This is a genomic window from Roseivivax marinus (genome assembly GCF_900109705.1).
GTDB classification, from domain to species: Bacteria; Pseudomonadota; Alphaproteobacteria; order Rhodobacterales; family Rhodobacteraceae; genus Roseivivax; species Roseivivax marinus.
Genome location: NZ_FOAI01000001.1, coordinates 435987 through 454865, shown reverse-complemented (window position 1 = coordinate 454865; position 18879 = coordinate 435987). Strand labels below are relative to the sequence as shown.

10 protein-coding genes are annotated in these 18879 nt (G+C 69.6%); 4 read left to right on the top strand and 6 right to left on the bottom strand.

Annotated elements, in window-relative coordinates:
- Positions 1-13: 13 nt before the first annotated feature.
- Positions 14-781 (bottom strand): sulfite exporter TauE/SafE family protein, encoded by a 768-nt coding sequence (locus tag BMX29_RS02070; RefSeq protein WP_092809972.1) that lies wholly within the window; start codon positions 779-781, stop codon positions 14-16.
- Between the two features lie 149 nt (positions 782-930).
- Between BMX29_RS02070 and BMX29_RS02065 the strand changes: the two genes are divergently transcribed.
- Positions 931-2619 (top strand): acyl-CoA dehydrogenase family protein, encoded by a 1689-nt coding sequence (locus BMX29_RS02065; RefSeq protein WP_092809970.1) that lies wholly within the window; start codon positions 931-933, stop codon positions 2617-2619.
- 105 nt (positions 2620-2724) lie between these two features.
- Here the strand turns inward: BMX29_RS02065 and BMX29_RS02060 are convergent, their stop codons facing one another.
- From BMX29_RS02060 to BMX29_RS02040, 5 genes are all read right to left on the bottom strand, one after another.
- Entirely contained in the window at positions 2725-5064 is a 2340-nt protein-coding gene (locus BMX29_RS02060; protein ID WP_092810170.1) for a DEAD/DEAH box helicase, read from the bottom strand.
- Positions 5065-5305: 241 nt separating this feature from the next.
- The gene (locus BMX29_RS02055; RefSeq protein ID WP_043845513.1) at positions 5306-5905 is read right to left on the bottom strand and encodes a hypothetical protein; all 600 of its coding nucleotides are present in this window, start codon (positions 5903-5905) and stop codon (positions 5306-5308) included.
- Positions 5906-5909: 4 nt separating this feature from the next.
- Positions 5910-8066, bottom strand: coding sequence for a xanthine dehydrogenase family protein molybdopterin-binding subunit (locus BMX29_RS02050; RefSeq protein WP_092809969.1), 2157 nt, complete (start codon positions 8064-8066; stop codon positions 5910-5912).
- A gap of 4 nt (positions 8067-8070) precedes the next feature.
- Positions 8071-8529, bottom strand: a complete 459-nt coding sequence (locus tag BMX29_RS02045) for a (2Fe-2S)-binding protein (RefSeq protein ID WP_092809967.1) — start codon at positions 8527-8529, stop codon at positions 8071-8073.
- Positions 8530-8724: 195 nt separating this feature from the next.
- On the bottom strand, positions 8725-9381 hold the full coding sequence (locus tag BMX29_RS02040; protein WP_157835891.1) for a TetR/AcrR family transcriptional regulator: 657 nt from the start codon (positions 9379-9381) through the stop codon (positions 8725-8727).
- A gap of 156 nt (positions 9382-9537) precedes the next feature.
- Between BMX29_RS02040 and BMX29_RS02035 the strand changes: the two genes are divergently transcribed.
- From BMX29_RS02035 to BMX29_RS02025, 3 genes are all read left to right on the top strand, one after another.
- Positions 9538-11037, top strand: a complete 1500-nt coding sequence (locus BMX29_RS02035; RefSeq protein ID WP_092809965.1) for a malonate--CoA ligase — start codon at positions 9538-9540, stop codon at positions 11035-11037.
- 173 nt (positions 11038-11210) lie between these two features.
- The gene (locus tag BMX29_RS02030) at positions 11211-13022 is read left to right on the top strand and encodes an autotransporter assembly complex protein TamA (protein ID WP_092809963.1); all 1812 of its coding nucleotides are present in this window, start codon (positions 11211-11213) and stop codon (positions 13020-13022) included.
- Positions 13019-18847 (top strand): translocation/assembly module TamB domain-containing protein, encoded by a 5829-nt coding sequence (locus tag BMX29_RS02025; protein WP_092809961.1) that lies wholly within the window; start codon positions 13019-13021, stop codon positions 18845-18847. Before BMX29_RS02030 ends, BMX29_RS02025 begins: the two co-directional genes overlap by 4 nt.
- Positions 18848-18879 lie beyond the last annotated feature (32 nt).

The following is an 18879-nucleotide window of genomic DNA, read 5'->3' as shown; positions in this document are numbered from 1 at the left end:
CCGGGCGAAGGTCTCAGGCGAGGAAGGCGCGGCGCAAAAGGTTCAGACCGGCGATCAGCAGCACGGCGAGGGTGGCGCGGCGGAACGCGCGCTGGTCGATGCGGTCCTGCGCCCGGCCGCCCAGCCACATGCCGATCACCGCCGCGGGCAAGAGCGCCAGCGACAGCCACACCGTCGTGCCGTTCAGGACCCCCGATCCGACGTGCGCCGCCGTCAGCATCACCGCCCCGAGGCCATAGATGACCCCCTGCACGCGCATCTGCTCGGCCTTCTCGGTGCCCAGCATCGTCAGGTAGGCCACGGTCGGAGGCCCCCAGACGCCGGAGAACCCGCCGATGAAGCCCGCGAAGGCCGCGATCACCACCTCGGCCACCCGGCCGTGCCCCGGCAGGCGGCCGTTCCAGCCCAGAAGCTGCGCCGCGGCGAACAGGACGATCGGCCCGCCGATGAGCGCGAAGAGCACCCGGGTCGGCATCACCGCCACCAGCTGCGCCGACAGCAGCAGCATCACCGCACCGACGATCAGGAAGACCCGGAAGTGCACCACCGAGTGCCACGCCGCCCGCGGCCCCTGTCGCAGCGCCTGCATTCCGTTCGACACGAGCGTCGGCAGGATCAGCCCCGCCAGCGCGAGGTCCGGCGTCAGCACCGAGCTCATGCCCGAGATCATGATCATCGGCATGGCGAAGCCCACCATGCCCTTCACGATCCCCGACAGCAGGGCTATGGCGAGACAGAGCGCCAGGGCGTCCGGTGCGACGAGGGTGAAAAGCGTATCCATGGCGGGGTCTTACCAACCCAGCTTCGCACCCGCCGCAAAAATCGGTGACGTAACATTAGAACACGGTGACGCAGGTCCGGGTATTTTTGTTGCGCTGCACCTGCGAACAATCTATCTCCACCCGGAACCCCGATGGAAGGACGCGCATCATGGCCCATGACGGACAGGACCCCACCCTCTCGGGCGACGTGCGGCTCGCCGATCTTCTGGCGACCGGCCGCGCGGCGATCCCGCCCGCCGAAGCCCTCCTCGACGCTGCCAAGGCGCATCTGCGCGACGTGGTCGTGTCGGATGGCCGTGTCTCGGGCGCCGCGGTCGAGGCACATCAGGACGCGGTCCACGGCCTCGCCTGGCTGGCCACCTATGTCGAGGCCCTGCGCCAGATGCAGTCCTGGGCCGAGAAGCTGGACGCCGAAGGCGCGCTTTCCGAGGTCGAGGCCCTGATCCACCAGATCGCCTTCGGCGAGTACGTCGCGCAGATCGCCGGTGGCATCTCGATGAACCAGGGCGAAACCGTGCGCCTGCACGACCTCGGCCTCACCGACGCGGAATGCGCGACCTTCTGGACCGACGCGACCACGCGGCTTGCCCGGTCCGGCAACACCCAAGCCGCCCGGCTGCGGCTGGTCGAGCTGATGCAGGAGCGTGCCGCCGAGATCACGGTCGGCCGCAGCGGCCTCGACGAAGAGCTCGAGATGATCCGCGAGCAGTTCCGCCGCTACACCGTCGACCGGGTCGAGCCGCACGCGCATGACTGGCACCTCAAGGACGAGCTGATCCCGATGGAGGTGATCGAGGAACTGTCCGAGATGGGCGTCTTCGGCCTGACCATCCCCGAGGAATACGGCGGGCTCGGCCTGTCGAAGGCGTCCATGTGCGTCGTTTCCGAGGAACTGTCGCGCGGCTATATCGGCGTGGGTTCCCTCGGCACCCGGTCCGAGATCGCGGCCGAGTTGATCATCGCGGGCGGCACCGACGCCCAGAAGGAAAAGTGGCTGCCACGCCTTGCCAGCGGCGAGACGCTGCCCACTGCCGTCTTCACCGAGCCCAATACCGGCTCGGATCTCGGGTCGTTGCGCACCCGCGCGAAGAAGGACGAGAACGGCGACTGGCGCGTGACCGGCAACAAGACCTGGATCACCCACGCCGCGCGCACCCACGTGATGACGCTGCTGGCCCGGACCGATCCGGACACGACCGACTACAAGGGCCTGTCGATGTTCCTCGCCGAGAAGGAGCCCGGCACGGACGAGGCCCCCTTCCCCACCGAGGGCATGACCGGCGGCGAGATCGAGGTGCTCGGCTACCGCGGCATGAAGGAATACGAGCTGGGCTTCGACGACTTCAAGGTGAAGGGCGAGAACCTGCTGGGCGGCGAAGAGGGCAAGGGCTTCAAGCAGCTCATGGAGACCTTCGAGAGCGCCCGCATCCAGACCGCCGCGCGCGCCGTGGGCGTGGCGCAGTCCGCGCTCGACCTCGGGATGCGTTACGCGCAGGATCGCAAGCAGTTCGGCAAGCCGCTGATCGCCTTCCCGCGCGTGGCCTCCAAACTCGCGATGATGGCGGTCGAGATCATGGTGGCGCGGCAGCTCACCTACTTCTCGGCGCTCGAGAAGGACAACGGCCACCGCTGCGACCTCGAAGCCGGCATGGCCAAGCTGCTCGGCGCCCGGGTGGCGTGGGCGGCGGCGGACAACGCGTTGCAGATCCACGGCGGCAACGGCTTCGCGCTGGAATACGCGATCAGCCGCGTGCTGTGCGACGCGCGCATCCTCAACATCTTCGAGGGCGCGGGCGAGATCCAGGCGCAGGTCATCGCGCGGCGCCTGCTGGCCTGAGGCGGCGGCGGCACCGACCTTACGACGAGAAACGGCCCGGCGGGGGATCGCCGGGCCGTTTTCGTGTCTGCGGGATGCGGGCGGACGCCAGTCCGGCGCGCCGCCTCAGGTCTTCTTGCCGCGGCGGGGCGGTTGCGAGCCGTCGCGGGCGCCGGGGCTCCGCGCCGGGCCTGCGCCCTGCGCACGCTTCGGCGGGGTGAACCGCTTCGAGGTGTCCGACGCATCGCGACGTTTGCCCTGGCCTTTCGCTCCCCCGGCGCCACCGCGCGGGCCGGTGCCGGGCTTGGCCCAGCGCGGACGCTCATCGCCGCCTGTCTCGGGGCCCTTGCGGGCCGGTCCGCCCTTGCCGCCGCGCGGGGCGTCACCGAAATCCGGTTTGCCGAACTTGCCCTTGCCGCCGGGCTTCGGTCCCGCCTTGCGGTCGGCGAAGTCGCGCCTGCCGCCTTTCGGACCCGGCTTCGGCGCGTCGGCGCGGTCGTCCCGACGCGGCTTGTCGGACCAGTCGCGCCGCTTGGCGCCCGGGCCACCTTCCGGACGATCCTTGCGCGGGGGACGGGCATCGCGGTCGCGGTCGACCCGCTTGCCGCCCGCCGGACCGGAACGCTCGGCGCGGTCGTCGCCGCGCGGGCGCGCATCGCGGTCGGGACGCGGCCCGCGCGCCTCGGTATCGCGACGCTCGGTGCGCTGCGGGCGTTCGTCCGGCTTGGGCGCACGCCCCGCCAGCTCGGAGCCCGGCGCATCGGCGTCGACCGGCTTCGAGCGCGGCTTGGCCTCGCTTCGCGGCGCCTTGCGATCGTCACGTTTTCCGCCCGGCGCGTCCTTGCGCGGCCGCCGGTCCGGCCCGCCCGGACGCGGCCCGGAGGACGCAAATTCCGGCGTGCCCTCGACCGCGCGGACGCTCACGCCCTCTTCCAGAACACCGCCCTCGCCGAGCGAAGACAGGAAGCCCGCCACCACCGGCTCGGACAGTTCCACGAAGGTTTCGCTCTCCTGCACGCGGATCGCGCCGATGGCCGCCTTGTCGAGACCGCCCGCGCGACACAGCAGCGGAAGCAGCCAGCGCGGCTCGGCGCGGTCGCCGCGCCCGACCGACAGAGCGATCCAGGCGCTGGGGCCGAACGGCGCGCGCTCCTTCTCGGGGGCGCGGGTGTCGGGATCTGACAGCTCTTCAGGGGCCGAATGCTTCTGGCGGTAAAGCCGCAGGTACGCCGCGGCGATCTGCTCGGGCGTGCGTTCGGCCAGAAGGCGCGCGGCGAAGGCCGCGTCGGATTCGCCGACCTCCTCGGACCACGCGGGATCGGCCAGCAGCCGCTCCTCGTCGCGCCGCAGGATTTCCTCGGCGCTGGGGGCCGTCATCCACTCGGCGGTGATGCGCGCGCTTTGCAGCAGTCGCTCGGCGCGCTTGCGCACCTTGGGCGGCACGACCAGCGCCGAGATACCCTTGCGCCCGGCCCGGCCGGTGCGGCCCGAGCGGTGCAGAAGACCCTCGGAGTTCGACGGCAGCTCGGCGTGGATCACCAGTTCGAGGTTCGGCAGGTCGATACCGCGCGCCGCCACGTCGGTGGCCACGCAGACCCGCGCGCGCCCGTCGCGCATCGCCTGCAGCGCGTGTGTGCGTTCGGTCTGGCTCAGTTCGCCGGAAAGCGTGACGACGGCGAAGCCGCGGTTGGCGAAGCGCGCCGCGAGGCGGTTCACCGTGGCGCGGGTGTTCGCGAAGACGATGGCGTTCTGCGCCTCGTGGAAGCGCAGCAGGTTCACGATGGCGGTTTCGGCGTCCTGCGGGGCGACGCGCAGGGCGTGGTACGCGATATCCGCGTGCTGGCCCTTCTCGGCAAGCGTGGTCACCCGCACGGCGTCGCGCTGGTAGTCCTTGGCCAGCGCCGCGATGCTCGGCGGCACCGTGGCCGAGAACAGCAGCGTGCGGCGCGTCTCCGGCGCTTCGCCCAGCATGAACTCCAGGTCCTCGCGGAAGCCGAGGTCGAGCATCTCGTCGGCCTCGTCCAGCACCACAGCGCGCAATTCCGACAGGTCGAGGGAGCCCCGCTCGATATGGTCGCGCAGACGGCCGGGCGTGCCGACGACGATATGCGCCCCCCGCTCGAGCGCGCGGCGCTCGTCGCGCATGTCCATGCCGCCCACGCACGAGGTCACCCGCGCGCCCGCCTTGGCATAGAGCCACTCCAGTTCTCGCGTGACCTGGAAGGCCAGCTCGCGCGTCGGGGCCACGATCAGCGCCAGCGGCGTGCCCGCCGGGCCGAGAGTCTCGTCCGCGTCCATCAGCGTCGGTCCGATGGCCAGGCCGAAGCCCACCGTCTTGCCCGACCCGGTCTGCGCCGACACCAGCAGGTCGGCCTCTTGCAGGGCGGGGTCGGTGACCGCCTCCTGCACGGGCGTCAACGTGTCGTAGCCGCGCTCGGACAGCGCATCGGAGAGGGTCTTGAGCATCAGGGAACCGATCTGGAAAGGTAGGCGGCGGCGCCGTATCGCGCCGCATTCTGTCGACAGGACAGGAAGGAAGAGCCGCTTCCCTAGCGCAAACCGGATCGTCTGTATATCGCCGATTTCGCCCGCAACGCCGCGTTGCATTCCGTGCAGGCCGAACCCCGCCGACGAAAGACCCCGCCGCGCGGGGCGCGACGGGGTGGGAGGGCGGACGGCGTGCCCCGCGCGGCGGGGCGGCCGGTCCTCAGCTTCCGGTCGGGCAGGCCGCGCCGGTGTCGATCCACGCCTTCACCAGCTCGCCGAACACCTCCTGGCTGCCCGGCGCCGGCTCGCGACCCTCGCCCGGGTGCCAGCCCCAGCCGACGAGGCCGTCCTCGGCCATATGCTCGTGGATCGCGGCGAGGTCGCGGTCGCCGTTGCGCTCGGGGTCCTTGAGCTGGGCGCAGATCTCCGCGCCCGAAAGCCCCACCCACGCCATGGACTTCGGCGCGAGGTGCCACGGTTCGTGCCCCGGGATCGAGCCCTCGCCGGTAGTGAAGGCCACGTTCTCGGCCCCGTGGCAGGTGGTGCACTGCATGCCCGGCGCGCCGAAGTTGTTGGCGCCGCGCACCACCGGCGGCTGGTGCGGCTGCATGTCGTCGCCCTGGAGCGGGGTGTCGCCCTTGGGGTGGCAGTTCAGGCAGCGCGGATGCTCCACCACCTTCAGGACTTCCTCGAAGAGCGCGACCGAGCGCTCGTCCTCCGCCTCGATGCCGTCGAACTCGTCCGCGGTCTTGAGGCCGTTCACGGTTTCGGCCGTGGCGGGGGCTGCCACCACCGCCAGGATCATTGCCAGTTTGCGCATGAGGTCACACACCTGCCTGCTTGAAGGGAAGACGGCGCGGGCTTTCGCCCTTGAGCGCACGCCACGCGTTCGCGACGGCCGGGGCGATGGGCGGAGTGCCCGGTTCGCCCACGCCGGTGGGATCCATCTCGCTTTCGATGATGGCGACCTCGACGTCGGGCATCTCCGAGATCCGGAGCATCCGGTAGGTGTCGAAGTTCTTCTGCCGGACCTCGCCGCCCTCGCCGAGTTCGAGCGCGTTGAAGAGCGCGGTGCCGAGGCCGTAGCCCACGCCGCCCTCGATCTGCGCCCGGATGACGTTGGGGTTCACCGCCACGCCGCAGTCGATCGCGCACCAGACCTTGTGGACCTTCGGCATCCCGCCCTGGTCCGAGACCTCGACGATCTGCGCGACGTAGGACGAAAAGCTCTCGTGCACGGCGACGCCGTAGGCCCGATCACCCTTCACGCGCTGGCCGTCCCAGCCCGCCAGTTCGGCCACGCGCTCCAGCACGCCGCGGTCGCGTCCCGCCTCGTCCTTGATGAGATCGAGGCGACCCTGGACGGGGTCCTTTCCCGCGGCTTCGAGAAGCTCGTCGAGGAACACCTCGGTCGCGTAGGCCGTGTGGGTGTGCCCCACCGAGCGCCACCAGAGCACCGGCACCGGCATGTCTGCCTTGACCCAGTCCACGGTCACGTTGGGCAGGTCGTAGGGCATCTTGGTCGAGCCCTCGAATGACGTCGGGTCGGCGCCGCCCTGATCGAAGGGGGTGCCCGCCGTGATCGACTGGTTCACCACGCGGTCCTCCCAGCCGACGATGTTGCCTTCGGCGTCGATGCCGCCGCGCATCTTGTGCACGGTGATCGGCCGGTAATAGGCGCCGGTCAGGTCGTCCTCGCGGGTCCAGACGAGCTTCCACGAACCGTTGCCGCCCGCCGCCTTCGCGATCTCGGCGATCTCGGCGCCGATATGCGCCGTGGGCTGGGCGCGCCGGCCGAACGAGCCGCCGGCCAGCATCACGTTCATGGTCACGTCCTCGGGGTTCAGCCCGAGGGTCTGCGTGATGACGCCCTTGTCCGCGGTGGGGAACTGGGCCCCCATCCACACTTCGGCCGCACCGTCGGTGACCTCGATCACCGCATCCAGCGGCTCCATCGGGGCGTGGGCGAGGAACGGGAACTCGAAGGTCGCCTCGAGCACCGTCTCGGCGCCTTCGATGGCGCCCGCGCTGTCGCCCGTCTCTTCGACGACGGTGCCCTGGCTGTTCGCCATCTCGCGGAAGTCCGCGAAGATCTCGTCGGACGAGCGGGTCTCTGCGTTCGACATGTCCCACTCGACGCGCAGGGCCTCGCGGCCCTTGAGAGCGGCGTAGGTCGAGGTCGCGTAGACCGCGATGCCCTGCGGGATCTGTCGCACGGCGGTCACGCCCGGCACCTCGAGCGCGGCACTGTCATCGTAGGACGCCACGGTCGCGCCGATGACGGAGGGGCGGCGGGTCACCACCGTTTCCATTCCGTCGCGGTAGACGTCCATGGTGAACATCGCCGTACCGTTCGACTTGGCCTGGCTGTCGACCTTGGGCACGTCGGTGCCGATCAGGGTGAACTCGGACGGGTTCTTGACCGCCGGCTCCACCGGCACGCGCGCCTCGGCGGCGGCGTCGGCCAGTTCGCCGAACGTCGCGGAGTTGCTGCCGTCCGAGACGACGCCCTTCTCCACCGACACGGTCGAGGGATCGACGCCCCAGCGGTCGGCCGCGGCCGACACCAGCATCGTGCGCGCAGCGGCGCCGGCCTGGCGCATCTGCATGAACGAGTTGGCCATGGCGGTCGAGCCGCCGGTGCCCTGCAGTCCGAATGCGAGGTTCTTGTAAAGCTCGTCGTTCGCCGGGGCGGATTCGACCCGCATCTGCGACCAGTCGGCGTCCAGCTCTTCGGCCACCAGCGTGGCAAGTCCGGTATAGGGCCCCTGCCCGAACTCGATGTGCTTGCAAAGCACCGTCACGGTGTTGTCGGGCGCGATGCGGATGAAGGCGTTGGGCGCGAACGCGCCCTCGGCGATGGTGCCATCGCCCAGCGCGGCGGCGGCGCCGGATTGCGCGCGGCCCTTGAGCGGCAGCGCGACGCCGATCACGAGACCGGCGGAGGAAGCCAGGAACTGGCGGCGGTTCTGAACGGTCATCGGATCAGCCCTCCAGCGTCTCGGCCGCGTCGTGGATCGCGCGGCGGATGCGGACATAGGTGGCGCAGCGGCAGATGTTGCCGGCCATGGCGTTATCGATGTCCTCGTCGGTGGGCACGCGGTTCATCCGCAGAAGTGCGGTGGCGCTCATCACCTGGCCCGACTGGCACCAGCCGCATTGCGGCACGTCGATATTGGTCCAGGCATTCTGGACCGCCTCGGCCTCGGGGCCTTCCATGGCCTCGATCGTCTCGACGAAGCCGCCGTCGATCGAGCCGACGGGCGTCACGCACGAGCGCCGCGGCATCCCGTCGACCATCACGGTGCAGGCGCCGCACTGGGCGATCCCGCAGCCGAACTTGGTTCCGGTCAGGCGCATCTCGTCCCGAAGCGCCCACAGGAGGGGCGTATCCTCGGGCACGTCGAGCGTGACCTCTTCTCCGTTCACGGTGAGCTTGGCCATTGAACCGTCTCCCTGCTGGTTGGCGGCCGGACGCACGTCCGGCGGGCTGACTGGACGCACCGCGGGGCAACGGCATGTCCGAAAATCGGGATTTCAGAATCCGAATTATGGTTCTGTAATCGCAGCCCGTCGCGTGGGCGTCAAGGCTGCCTTGTCTCTCCTCGAGGTACCGACATGGATCGGCACGTGGTCGCGTCAACTGTCGCGTGTCCGAAGATAGCACATTGCGGCGCTCAACGCGTGGTCGATGTAGTCGCTGTCGCTCATCCGATTGGTCCGGCGCGGCCAGATCACGTGGTCGGGACGCCACTTCGACAGGGCCGCCACCAGGTCCACCACGAAGTCCACGGCGACCTCGGGATCGGGATGGCCGATCTCGTCGCGCCGCTCGAGCAGGAGCTCCGCGAGACCCTGGTTGAATTCGGCCTTCACCTCGAGAATGCGGGCCATCAGCTCGGGCGTGCGACGCAGATCGGGCGATTCAAGCAGACGCAGGATCGGCGACGGACCGACCTCGAGGATCGTGAAAGTCAGATAGCCGCGCAGGATCTCTTCGATCCCGGCACCTTCCCACCGCGTCGGGCAGAGCGCGGCGGCATTGGTCGCGCGCATCTCCTCGCGGATACGCTCGATCACGGCATGATAGAGCGCGTGCTTGTTGTTGAAGTGGTGGTAGAGCGCCCCCACCGAGGCCTCCGCACGGGCGGCGATGTCGGTCACCGAGGTCTCGTCGAGGCCCTTTTCCGCAAAGAGGCCCTCGGCCGCGTCGAGCAACGTGGTCTGGGTGCGTTTGCTGCGGGTCTGCTGAACCGCACGCATCCATCGCAATTCCGTTTCCGCCGCCCCGGTCATGTTGCCTCGTTGGTCCGCCCCACGCGCCATGCCCAGCCCTATCCTGCTCTTCCCTTGTGTCAAGGAAACAGGCGGCCCGGCGATCCGTTCCGCTTGTCGGACCGGTCGGGGCGTGGTGAAACCGGCGAACGGCCCGTTCGGAGGAGGCATCGGCTCATGGCAAACCCGCTTTACGATACGCTTTTTGCCCGCCACGCGGGACGCACCGATCCGCTGATCCGGCGCCCCGACGGCACCGCGCTGTCCTACGACGCTTTTCTTCGGCTCGCCGCGCAGATCGCGCACGTTCTGACCGCGGCGGGCCTCGCGCCCGGCGACCGCGTCGCCGTGCAGGTCGAGAAGTCCCCCGAGGCGCTGGCGATCTACGCCGCCTGTGCGCAGGCCGGGCTGATCTTCCTGCCGCTCAACACCGCCTACACTGCCGACGAGATGGCCTATTTCGTCGAAAATTCCGGCGCCGGACTGCTGATCTGCGATCCGGGCGCGACCGACACTCTGTCGCCGGTCGCCGCGCGCTGCGGCGCCAAGGTCGAGACGCTGGCCTCGGACGGCACCGGCAGCCTGGCGGACAAGGCCGCGGCGGCGCCCGACAGCTTCGAGACGGCTCAGCGGGAGGAAACCGACCTCGCGGCATTTCTCTATACATCCGGCACCACGGGACGCTCGAAGGGCGCGATGCTCAGCCAGCGCAACCTTCTGTCGAACGCCGCCGCGCTGGCCGAGGCGTGGCGTTTCACCGAAGACGACGTGCTGCTCCACGCGCTGCCGATCTTTCACACCCACGGGCTGTTCGTGGCGTGCAACGTCACGCTGACCGCCGGCGGGTCGATGATCTTCCTGCCGAAATTCGACCTCGACGCGGTGCTGGCCGCGCTGCCGGACGCCACGGCCATGATGGGCGTGCCGACCTTTTACACCCGACTTCTGTCCGACGACCGCTTCGACCGCGACCTCGCGGGTCATATGCGGCTGTTCGTGTCCGGCTCGGCGCCGCTTCTGGCCGAGACGCACCGCCAGTTCGAGGCCCGCACCGGGCATCGCATCCTCGAGCGCTACGGCATGACCGAGACCAACATGAACACCTCTAACCCCTACGACGGCGAGCGGCGCGCGGGCACCGTGGGCCTGCCCCTGCCGGGCGTGGAGGCAAAGGTCTGCGACCCGGCCACTGGCGAGACCCTCCCCGACGGCGAGATCGGCGTGCTGGAGGTGCGCGGACCGAACGTCTTCGAAGGCTACTGGGGGATGCCCGAAAAGACCGCAGAGGAACTGCGCAAGGACGGCTTTTTCATCACCGGCGACCTCGCACAGCGGTCCGGGGACGGCTATGTGACGATCTTCGGTCGCAACAAGGACCTCGTGATCTCGGGTGGCTATAACGTCTATCCGAAGGAGATCGAGGATGTGCTCGACGCCCTCCAGGGCATCGTGGAAAGCGCGGTGATCGGCGTGCCGCATCCCGATTTCGGCGAGACCCCGGTCGCCGTTCTGGTCCCCGAGCCCGGCACCGCGCCCGATCTCGAGGCCATCCGCGCGGCGGTCGCCGACAAGCTCGCGCGCTACAAGCACCCCTCGTCCTACGAGGTGGTGGACGCGCTGCCGCGCAACACAATGGGCAAGGTCCAGAAGGCCGAGCTGCGCCAGCGCTTCGGCTGACGCCAGCGCGTCGCGGATCGGCACGTTTCCGCCGGTTCGGCGGCACGGCAACAGTATCCGGACTGTGGACAATGTGATCGCCGCAAGGCTGGCCCGGTTCCTGACCCGCGGTTAATGTGGCCTGCGTGGGATGGAAAAATGCCCGACACTCTGAACGAGGGCGGACAACAAACGTGACTGTCAAACGAACCGGCTACGGCCTCGCGGGCCTCGGCCTCTTCCTCTCTGCCGGCACCGCGACCGCGCTCGACGACGTCTCTTACTCGGTCACCGCACCGACCGAGGAGCAACGCGTCGAGATGCGCGATCTCCTGCGCGGAGTTTCGCTGATCTCGGAGGCCGAGAACGACGGCCGGACCGATCCGCAGGACCTCGTGGCGACCGCGCTCGCCGATTACCAGCGGCTGGTCGAGACGCTCTACACGCGCGGCTATTACAGCCCCGTGGTCAGCATCCAGATCGACGGCCGCGAGGCCGAGCAGATCCCGCTGCTCGATCTGCCGAGCCAGATCAGCCGGATCAACGTGCGTGTCGAGACCGGCCCCCAGTTCCGCTTCCGCACCGCCGAGATCGGCCCCCTGCCCTCGCGCCGCACCGAGATCCCCGAAGGCTACGACGAGGGCGAGGTCGCCGAGAGCAGCGTGATCCAGGAGGCCGTGGACACCGCGATCACCGCCTGGCGGGAGGACGGGAACGCCAAGGCGGACGTCTCGAGCCAGGAGGTCACCGCGTTCCACGCCGAGGCGCTTCTCGACAGCCGCATCGGCATCGCCCCCGGTCCCAACGTGACCTTCGGGCGGATGATCGTGACCACGCCGTCCTATGTCCGCGAAAGCGCGATCCGCCGCATCGCCGGTTTCCCCGAGGGAGAACGCTTCGCCCCGTCCGAAGTGACCAACGTGCTGGAGCGCCTGCGCGACACCGGTGCGTTCTCGTCCGTCACCCTGCAGGAGCAGGAGGCGCTCGGCCCCGGCAACACGCTCGACATGGAGCTGGCGGTGTCTGACCAGAAGCCGCGCCGCATCGGCTTCGGCGCCGAGGTCTCGACGCAGGAAGGCGCCGCGCTGTCGGCGTTCTGGCTGCACCGCAATCTCTTCGGCGGCGCCGAGCGGTTCCGCATCGACGGCTCGGTGTCGAACATCGGCTCGTCGGAAAGCGGCATCGACTACCGGCTGTCCACGCGCCTCGACATTCCGGCGATCTATGGCCCGCGCACCGACGGCTACGTCCAGTCGCTGCTGGCCTACGAGGACGAGCCGCTCTACACCGCCTCGCGCGTCGAGTTCGGCTTCGGCGCCACGCGAGAGATCACCGACCACCTCGAGGTCGAGCTGGGCATCGGCCTGCGCTACTCGGACGTGGAGGACGACCTCGGCGAACGCGAGTTCTTCCTGCTGACCTTCCCCGCCGCGCTGACCCTCGACAAGCGCTCGAACGAGCTGAACCCCCGGCAGGGCTATTACCTGAACGCCACGGCCACGCCCTATGTGGGCCTGAACGACACCCAGTCCGGCGCCCGCCTCTACGGCGATGCGCGCTACTACCTGGGCTTCGGCGACGGCGACCCGAACGTGATCGCGGCGCGGTTCCAGGCCGGTTCGATCGTCGGATCGGACCTGACCGAGACCTCGCCGGACTACCTGTTCTACTCGGGCGGCGGCGGCACCGTGCGCGGCCAGCCCTACCAGTCGCTGAACGTCGACCTCGGCGACGGCGACGAGATCGGCGGGCGCAGCTTCGTCGGCATCTCCACCGAGTTCCGCCGCGACGTGACCGAGAACCTCGGCCTCGTGGCCTTCTACGACGCCGGATACATCGGGTCGGAAAGCTTCTACGACGGATCGGGCGACTGGCACGCGGGCGCGGGCCTCGGCGTGCGATACCAGACCGGCATCGGGCCCATCCGCTTCGACGTCGCCGGCCCCACCATGGGCGACACCGGCGACGGGGTTCAGTTCTACATCGGGATCGGACAGGCATTTTGAGACGTATCGTCACCGTCACCGCGCTCGGGCTCGGGGTTCTCGTGCCCGCCACCTTGTCGGGTCAGCAGGACGACCGCGGCCGCCTCGAACGTCTGATCGAGGACAACCTCTCGGCCGAGGGGATGCAGATCGACATCGAAGGCTTCCGCGGCGCGCTGTCTTCCGAGGCGCAGCTCGAGAGCCTGACGATTTCGGACGATACCGGCACGTGGCTCGAGATGCGCGGCGTGGTGCTGGACTGGAACCGGACCGCGCTGCTGCGCGGGCGGGTCTCGGTCAACGCGTTGACGGCCGACGAGATCGTCCTGAACCGCCTCCCCGGCCCCAACAACAATGCGCCGGTCGAAGTGCCCGACGCCGCCGCCGAGCCGTTCTCGCTGCCCGAGCTGCCGGTGTCCCTCCAGATCGGCGAGATCTCGGCCGAGCGGGTGGAGCTGGGCTCTACCGTGATCGGCCAGCCGGTCGAATTCCGGCTCGAGGGGTCCGCCAGCCTCGCCGGCGGCGAAGGCGAGGCCGCGCTCAACATCGAGCGCACCGACGGGACCGAGGGCACGGTGTCGCTCGAAGGCTCCTATTCCAACGAATCCAACGAACTGGCCCTGTCGCTTCTGGTCGACGAGGCCCCCGGCGGCATTGTCGCCTCGCTCGCCGGCATTCCGGGTGAGCCCGCGCTGAACCTCAGCGTCGATGGCCAGGGCCCGCTGACCGACTTCACCGCCGACCTCGCGCTCGCCACCGACGGCGAGGACCGACTGGCCGGCCAGGTCGAGATCGCGGAAACCGACGGCGGCGCGCGCGGCTTCAACGTCGCCATCGACGGTGACATCCGTCCGCTCCTGACGCCCGAGAACCGCGAGTTCTTCGGGCCGAACCTGTCGCTCGACGTGGTCGGGCAGCGCTTTCCCTCGGGTGCGCTTCAGGTGGACACGCTCGACCTGCAATCCGACGCGATCACTCTGACAGGCGATCTGATCCTGTCCGAGGAACAGTGGCCCGTGCGTTTCTCGCTGCAGGGCAACATGCAAGGCCCGGACGGCGGCCGCGTGGCGCTGCCAATCCCGGGCCAGGAAACCCTGCTCGACCGAGCCGAGATCGACGTCGCCTACGATTCCGAAAGCGGCAACGGCTGGACCGCGGACATCGAGGTCGCAGGCCTCGACCGCGAGGGCCTGACCGCAGAGAGCTTCACCCTGACCGGCGACGGCACCCTCGTGCGCGGCGGCGGCGAGACCCAGGGCGGTGCCTCGGGCGCGATCGAGATCGGCGCCGAGGGCCTCGAGTTCTCCGACGAGGACGTGGCGCAGGCGGTGGGCCGCACCCTGTCGGGCGTGCTGAACTTCGACTGGACCGAGGGCCAGCCGCTCGCGATCACCGGCATCGACCTCGACGGCGCGGGCGTCGCCGCCGAAGGCGCGGTCGAGATCAGCGGCCTCACCGACGACCTCAACATCGTCATCGCGCCCGACCTTCGCGTCGCGGCCGAGGACATTTCGCGTTTTTCCGGCGTCGCGGGGCGTGACCTCGCAGGTGGCATCGACGTGCAGGCGCAGGGCACCTACGAGCCCGTCTCGGGCGCCTTCGACATGGCCGTGAACGGCGACGGCACCGGCATCGAGACCGGCATTCCCGAGGTCGACGGCCTGATCGCGGGCCAGATCGACCTGGCCATCGACGCGGCGCGCGACGAGACCGGCATCACCCTGCGCGGCCTCGACGTGCAGTCCGAGACGCTGTCTGTCACCGCCGAGGGCACCATCGCCGACACCAACAGCGATGCGCGCTTCGACATCGCCATCGACGACATCTCGCGCGTGCGGTCCGAGCTTTCGGGCCCGGTGAACCTTCAGGGCACGGTCGCGCAAGAGGGCGATGACTACACCCTCGACGTGACCGGCAACGGCCCCGGCGGTGCACGCATCGACGCGGACGTGACCGCGACCGTGATCGAAAACGTGCTTCAGGCGGTATCGGGCAACGGCGACGTCCAGGTCGACACGCTGGGCACCTTCAGCCAGATCGCCGGGCGCGAGCTTGCCGGCGCCGTGTCGGTCAGCGGTTCGGGCAGCTACAACCTCGACACCGGCGCGGCCAGCGCGGACGTCACCGGCTCGTCGAACGACCTTGCCGTGGGCATCGACGAGGTGGACGCCCTCTTCGACGGGCAGGCGCAGTTCACCCTCGACGGCTCGCGCGACGGCGAGGGCAACATCAGCCTCCAGACGCTCGACCTGACCACGCCGCGTGCCTCCATCACCGCGAACGGCTCGCTCCAGCAGGACGGCAGCCAGGCCCGGTTCGACATCTCGCTCAGCGAGCTCGGCCAGGTGGTCGAGGGCCTTTCGGGCAGCGCGCAACTCTCGGGCACCGCGTCGCAGGACGGCGAGGAATGGACCTTCGACGTCACCGGCAACGGCCCCGGCGGGGTCGCGATCGACGTGGACGGCACCGCCGAGGCGGTGGGCATGAACCTGCAGGCCATCGCGGCCTCGGGCGACGTCTCCGCGGACGACCTGGCGCCCTACTCCGAGCTTGCGCAGCGCGAGCTGGGCGGGTCGCTCCGGCTTTCGGGCGAGGGGAGCTACACGCTCGACACGCAGTTCTTCTCGGCGGACGTGACCGGGCAATCCACCGATCTCGCCGTCGGCATCGCCGAGGTCGATGCCATCCTCGAAGGGCAGACCACATACGAGATCGACGCCGAGCGCAACGAGCGCGGCATCATCGTCGACACCCTCGACGTCCAGTCGCCGCGCCTCTCTATCACCGGCGACGGCGTCTACTCGGCCGAGAACAGCCGTGCCAATTTCGACGCCACCATCGACGAGCTGTCCGACATCGTCGAGGGCATGTCGGGCAGCGCCACGCTTCAGGGCTCCGCCCAGCAGGATGGCGACCGGCTGAGCTTCGACGTGACCGGATCCGGCCCCGGCGGGGCGAACGCCGACATCGAGGGCACTGCGACACTCGACCAGATGAACGTCACCGCAGTCGAGGCGCAGGGCACGCTCGGGGTCGACAGCCTGTCCCCCTATTCCGAGCTCGCGGGCCGCGAGCTGGGCGGTTCGGCCTCGTTCGACGGCGCGGGCTCCTACGACTTGCAGACGCAGTTCTTCACGGCGGACCTCACCGGCGAAACCCGCGACATCGTCACCGGCATCGAGCAGGCCGACGCGCTGCTCGAGGGCACCACCACGATGGACGTGGACGCCGCCCGCGACCAGAACGGAATCGCCGTCCGGACGCTCGACATCCGCAATCCGCAGATCACCGTCACCGGCGAAGGCGTCTACGCCGAAACCGGCAGCCGCGCTGAGTTCGACGCGACCATCGCCGAATTGTCCGAAATCGTGCCGGGCATGACCGGCGGCGCCACGGTGCAGGGCACCGCGCAGCAGGACGGCGACGCGGTGGCCTTCGACGTGACGGGTTCCGGCCCCGGCGATGCGGACATCGACCTGACGGGCAATGCCACGCTCGACGGCACCACGCCCACCGCCGTGGCGGCCGAAGGCTCCGTCGCCATCGACAACCTCGGCGCCTACAGCCCCCTCGCCGGCCGCGAGCTGGCGGGGCGCGCGCGGTTCGAGGGATCGGGCGAGGTCGATCTCGAAACCTACTATTTCGACGCGGACGTGACCGGCACCTCCACCGACATCGTCACCGGGATCGAGCAGGCGGACACGCTGCTGGCCGGCACCGTGAACTACGACGTGGACGCCACGCGCAACGACGAAGGCATCGTCATCGACACCCTGCGGATCGTGGCGCCCCGCGCCTCGGTCACCGCGAACGGCACCTATGCCGCACAGAACTCGGACCTGACCTTCCAGGCGCAGATGCAGAACCTCGCCGACGTGGTCGACGGGCTGAACGGCGCCGCCTCCATTGACGGACAGGCCACCCAGACCGGCCCCGGGACGTGGGACCTGACGCTCGACGCGCAGGGCCCCGGCGGCGCGGCGGCGGACATCGACGGCACCGCCCGGGTGGTGGACCTGATGCCGGAACGGATCGAGGGATCCGGCACCGTGTCTGTCGGCAACCTCGCGCCCTATGGTGCGGTGGCGAACCTTAACCTCGGCGGCGCGGTCACGGTCGAAGGCTCGGGCGCCTACACGCTCGATACCGGCGCGTTCGAGGCCAACGCGGACGGCCGCGCGACCAACCTGCGCACCGGAATCGCGGCGGCGGACCAGCTGCTGGGCGGCACCACCACCTTCGGCGCCACCGCTTCGCGCGGGGCGACCGGCCCGATCGTGATCGACCGGCTCGTGGTCGACGGCTCGCAGATCGACGCCAGCGTCGACGGCACCTACGGCCCGAACGGCGGCAGCCTCGACTACGACCTGCGGCTCGCGAACCTCGGCCTCTTCGTGCCCGAGCTGAGCGGCCCCGTGACCGCCACCGGCTCGGCCGACATCACCGGACAGGGCTACCAGCTGAACACCGCGGTCACCGGGCCGGGGGGCATCGACGCAGACATCTCGGGCTCCATCGCGCAGGATTTCGGCAGCGCGAACCTCTCGGCGGACGGCGTTCTTCCGCTGGGCGTCGCGAACCCGTTCATCGAGCCCAACATCCTCACCGGCAACGCGTCCTTCTCGCTCGGCGTGAACGGGCCGCTGGCGCTGTCCTCGGTGTCGGGACAGGTCAACGCCTCGGGCGCGGAATTCGTGCTGCCCTCGCAGGGCATCATCGTGCAGCGCATCGACGCCACCGTGGCGCTGTCCGGCGGTCAGGCGACCATCGACCTGACCGGCGGGCTGTCGACCGGCGGCACACTGACGGTGTCCGGCCCGGTCACGCTGTCGGGCGGCTTCAACGGCGATCTCGCCATCGCGCTCAATGAACTGCAGGTGGTCGATCCCGGCCTCTACGAGACGATCGTGAACGGGCAGCTGTCGCTGACCGGACCGCTGGCCTCGACCGCGACGCTGGCGGGCACCATCGACGTCGGACGCACCGAGGTCCGCGTCCCCTCGGGGGGGCCGAGTGCCGGTAGCCTGAGCTTCAACATCGACCACGTGAACGAGCCCGCGGACGTGCGCGCGACCCGTGCCCGGGCAGGTCTGCTCGACGACGGCTCGGACGAGGGCGGCGACGGCTCCGGAGGCGGTGGCGGCGGGGTGAACTACGGCCTCGACCTGACCATCTCGGCGCCGGCGCAGATCTTCGTGCGGGGCCGCGGCCTGGACGCGGAGCTGGGCGGCGAGTTGCAGATTGGAGGCACGCTCCAGAACCCTGTGCCGCAGGGCCGCTTCGACCTGATCCGCGGCCGGCTCGACATCCTCGGCCAGCGGATCACGCTGTCGGAGGCCTACGTCCAGCTTCTCGGCGACTTCAATCCGTTCATCTACGTCCGCGCCGACACCCAGCGCGACGAGAACACCATCTCGATCATCATCGAGGGGCCGGTGAACGATCCCGAGGTCACGTTCCAGTCCACGCCGGATCGGCCCGAGGAAGAGGTACTGGCGCTCCTGCTGTTCGGGCGCGACCTGTCCGAGATCTCGGGGCTTCAGGCGTTGCGGATCGCGGCGGCGGTGAACACGCTCGCCGGCAACGGCGGCGGCGGTATCCTGGAGAACCTGCGCCAGTCCACTGGCCTCGACGACATCGACATCCAGACCGGGGCCGATGGCCAGACCGAACTGCGCGTGGGCCGCTACATCAACGAGCGCGCCTACACGGACGTGACCGTGAACAGCGCGGGTGAGACCGAGATCAACCTCAACCTGACGGTCACCCCCAACATCACCGCCCGCGGCACGGCGACGAGCACCGGCAACACCGGCGTCGGCATCTACTACGAGCGCGATTACTGATCGGAGAACGAGCGGGGGCGCCACATGGCCCC

Excerpts from the sequence above, each read along its gene's own strand:
- BMX29_RS02070 (WP_092809972.1), bottom strand. The coding sequence starts at position 781 with ATGGATACGCTTTTCACCCTCGTCGCACCGGACGCCCTGGCGCTCTGT.
- BMX29_RS02065 (WP_092809970.1), top strand. The coding sequence starts at position 931 with ATGGCCCATGACGGACAGGACCCCACCCTCTCGGGCGACGTGCGGCTC.
- BMX29_RS02060 (WP_092810170.1), bottom strand. The coding sequence starts at position 5,064 with ATGCTCAAGACCCTCTCCGATGCGCTGTCCGAGCGCGGCTACGACACG.
- BMX29_RS02055 (WP_043845513.1), bottom strand. The coding sequence starts at position 5,905 with ATGCGCAAACTGGCAATGATCCTGGCGGTGGTGGCAGCCCCCGCCACG.
- BMX29_RS02050 (WP_092809969.1), bottom strand. The coding sequence starts at position 8,066 with ATGACCGTTCAGAACCGCCGCCAGTTCCTGGCTTCCTCCGCCGGTCTC.
- BMX29_RS02045 (WP_092809967.1), bottom strand. The coding sequence starts at position 8,529 with ATGGCCAAGCTCACCGTGAACGGAGAAGAGGTCACGCTCGACGTGCCC.
- BMX29_RS02040 (WP_157835891.1), bottom strand. The coding sequence starts at position 9,381 with ATGACCGGGGCGGCGGAAACGGAATTGCGATGGATGCGTGCGGTTCAG.
- BMX29_RS02035 (WP_092809965.1), top strand. The coding sequence starts at position 9,538 with ATGGCAAACCCGCTTTACGATACGCTTTTTGCCCGCCACGCGGGACGC.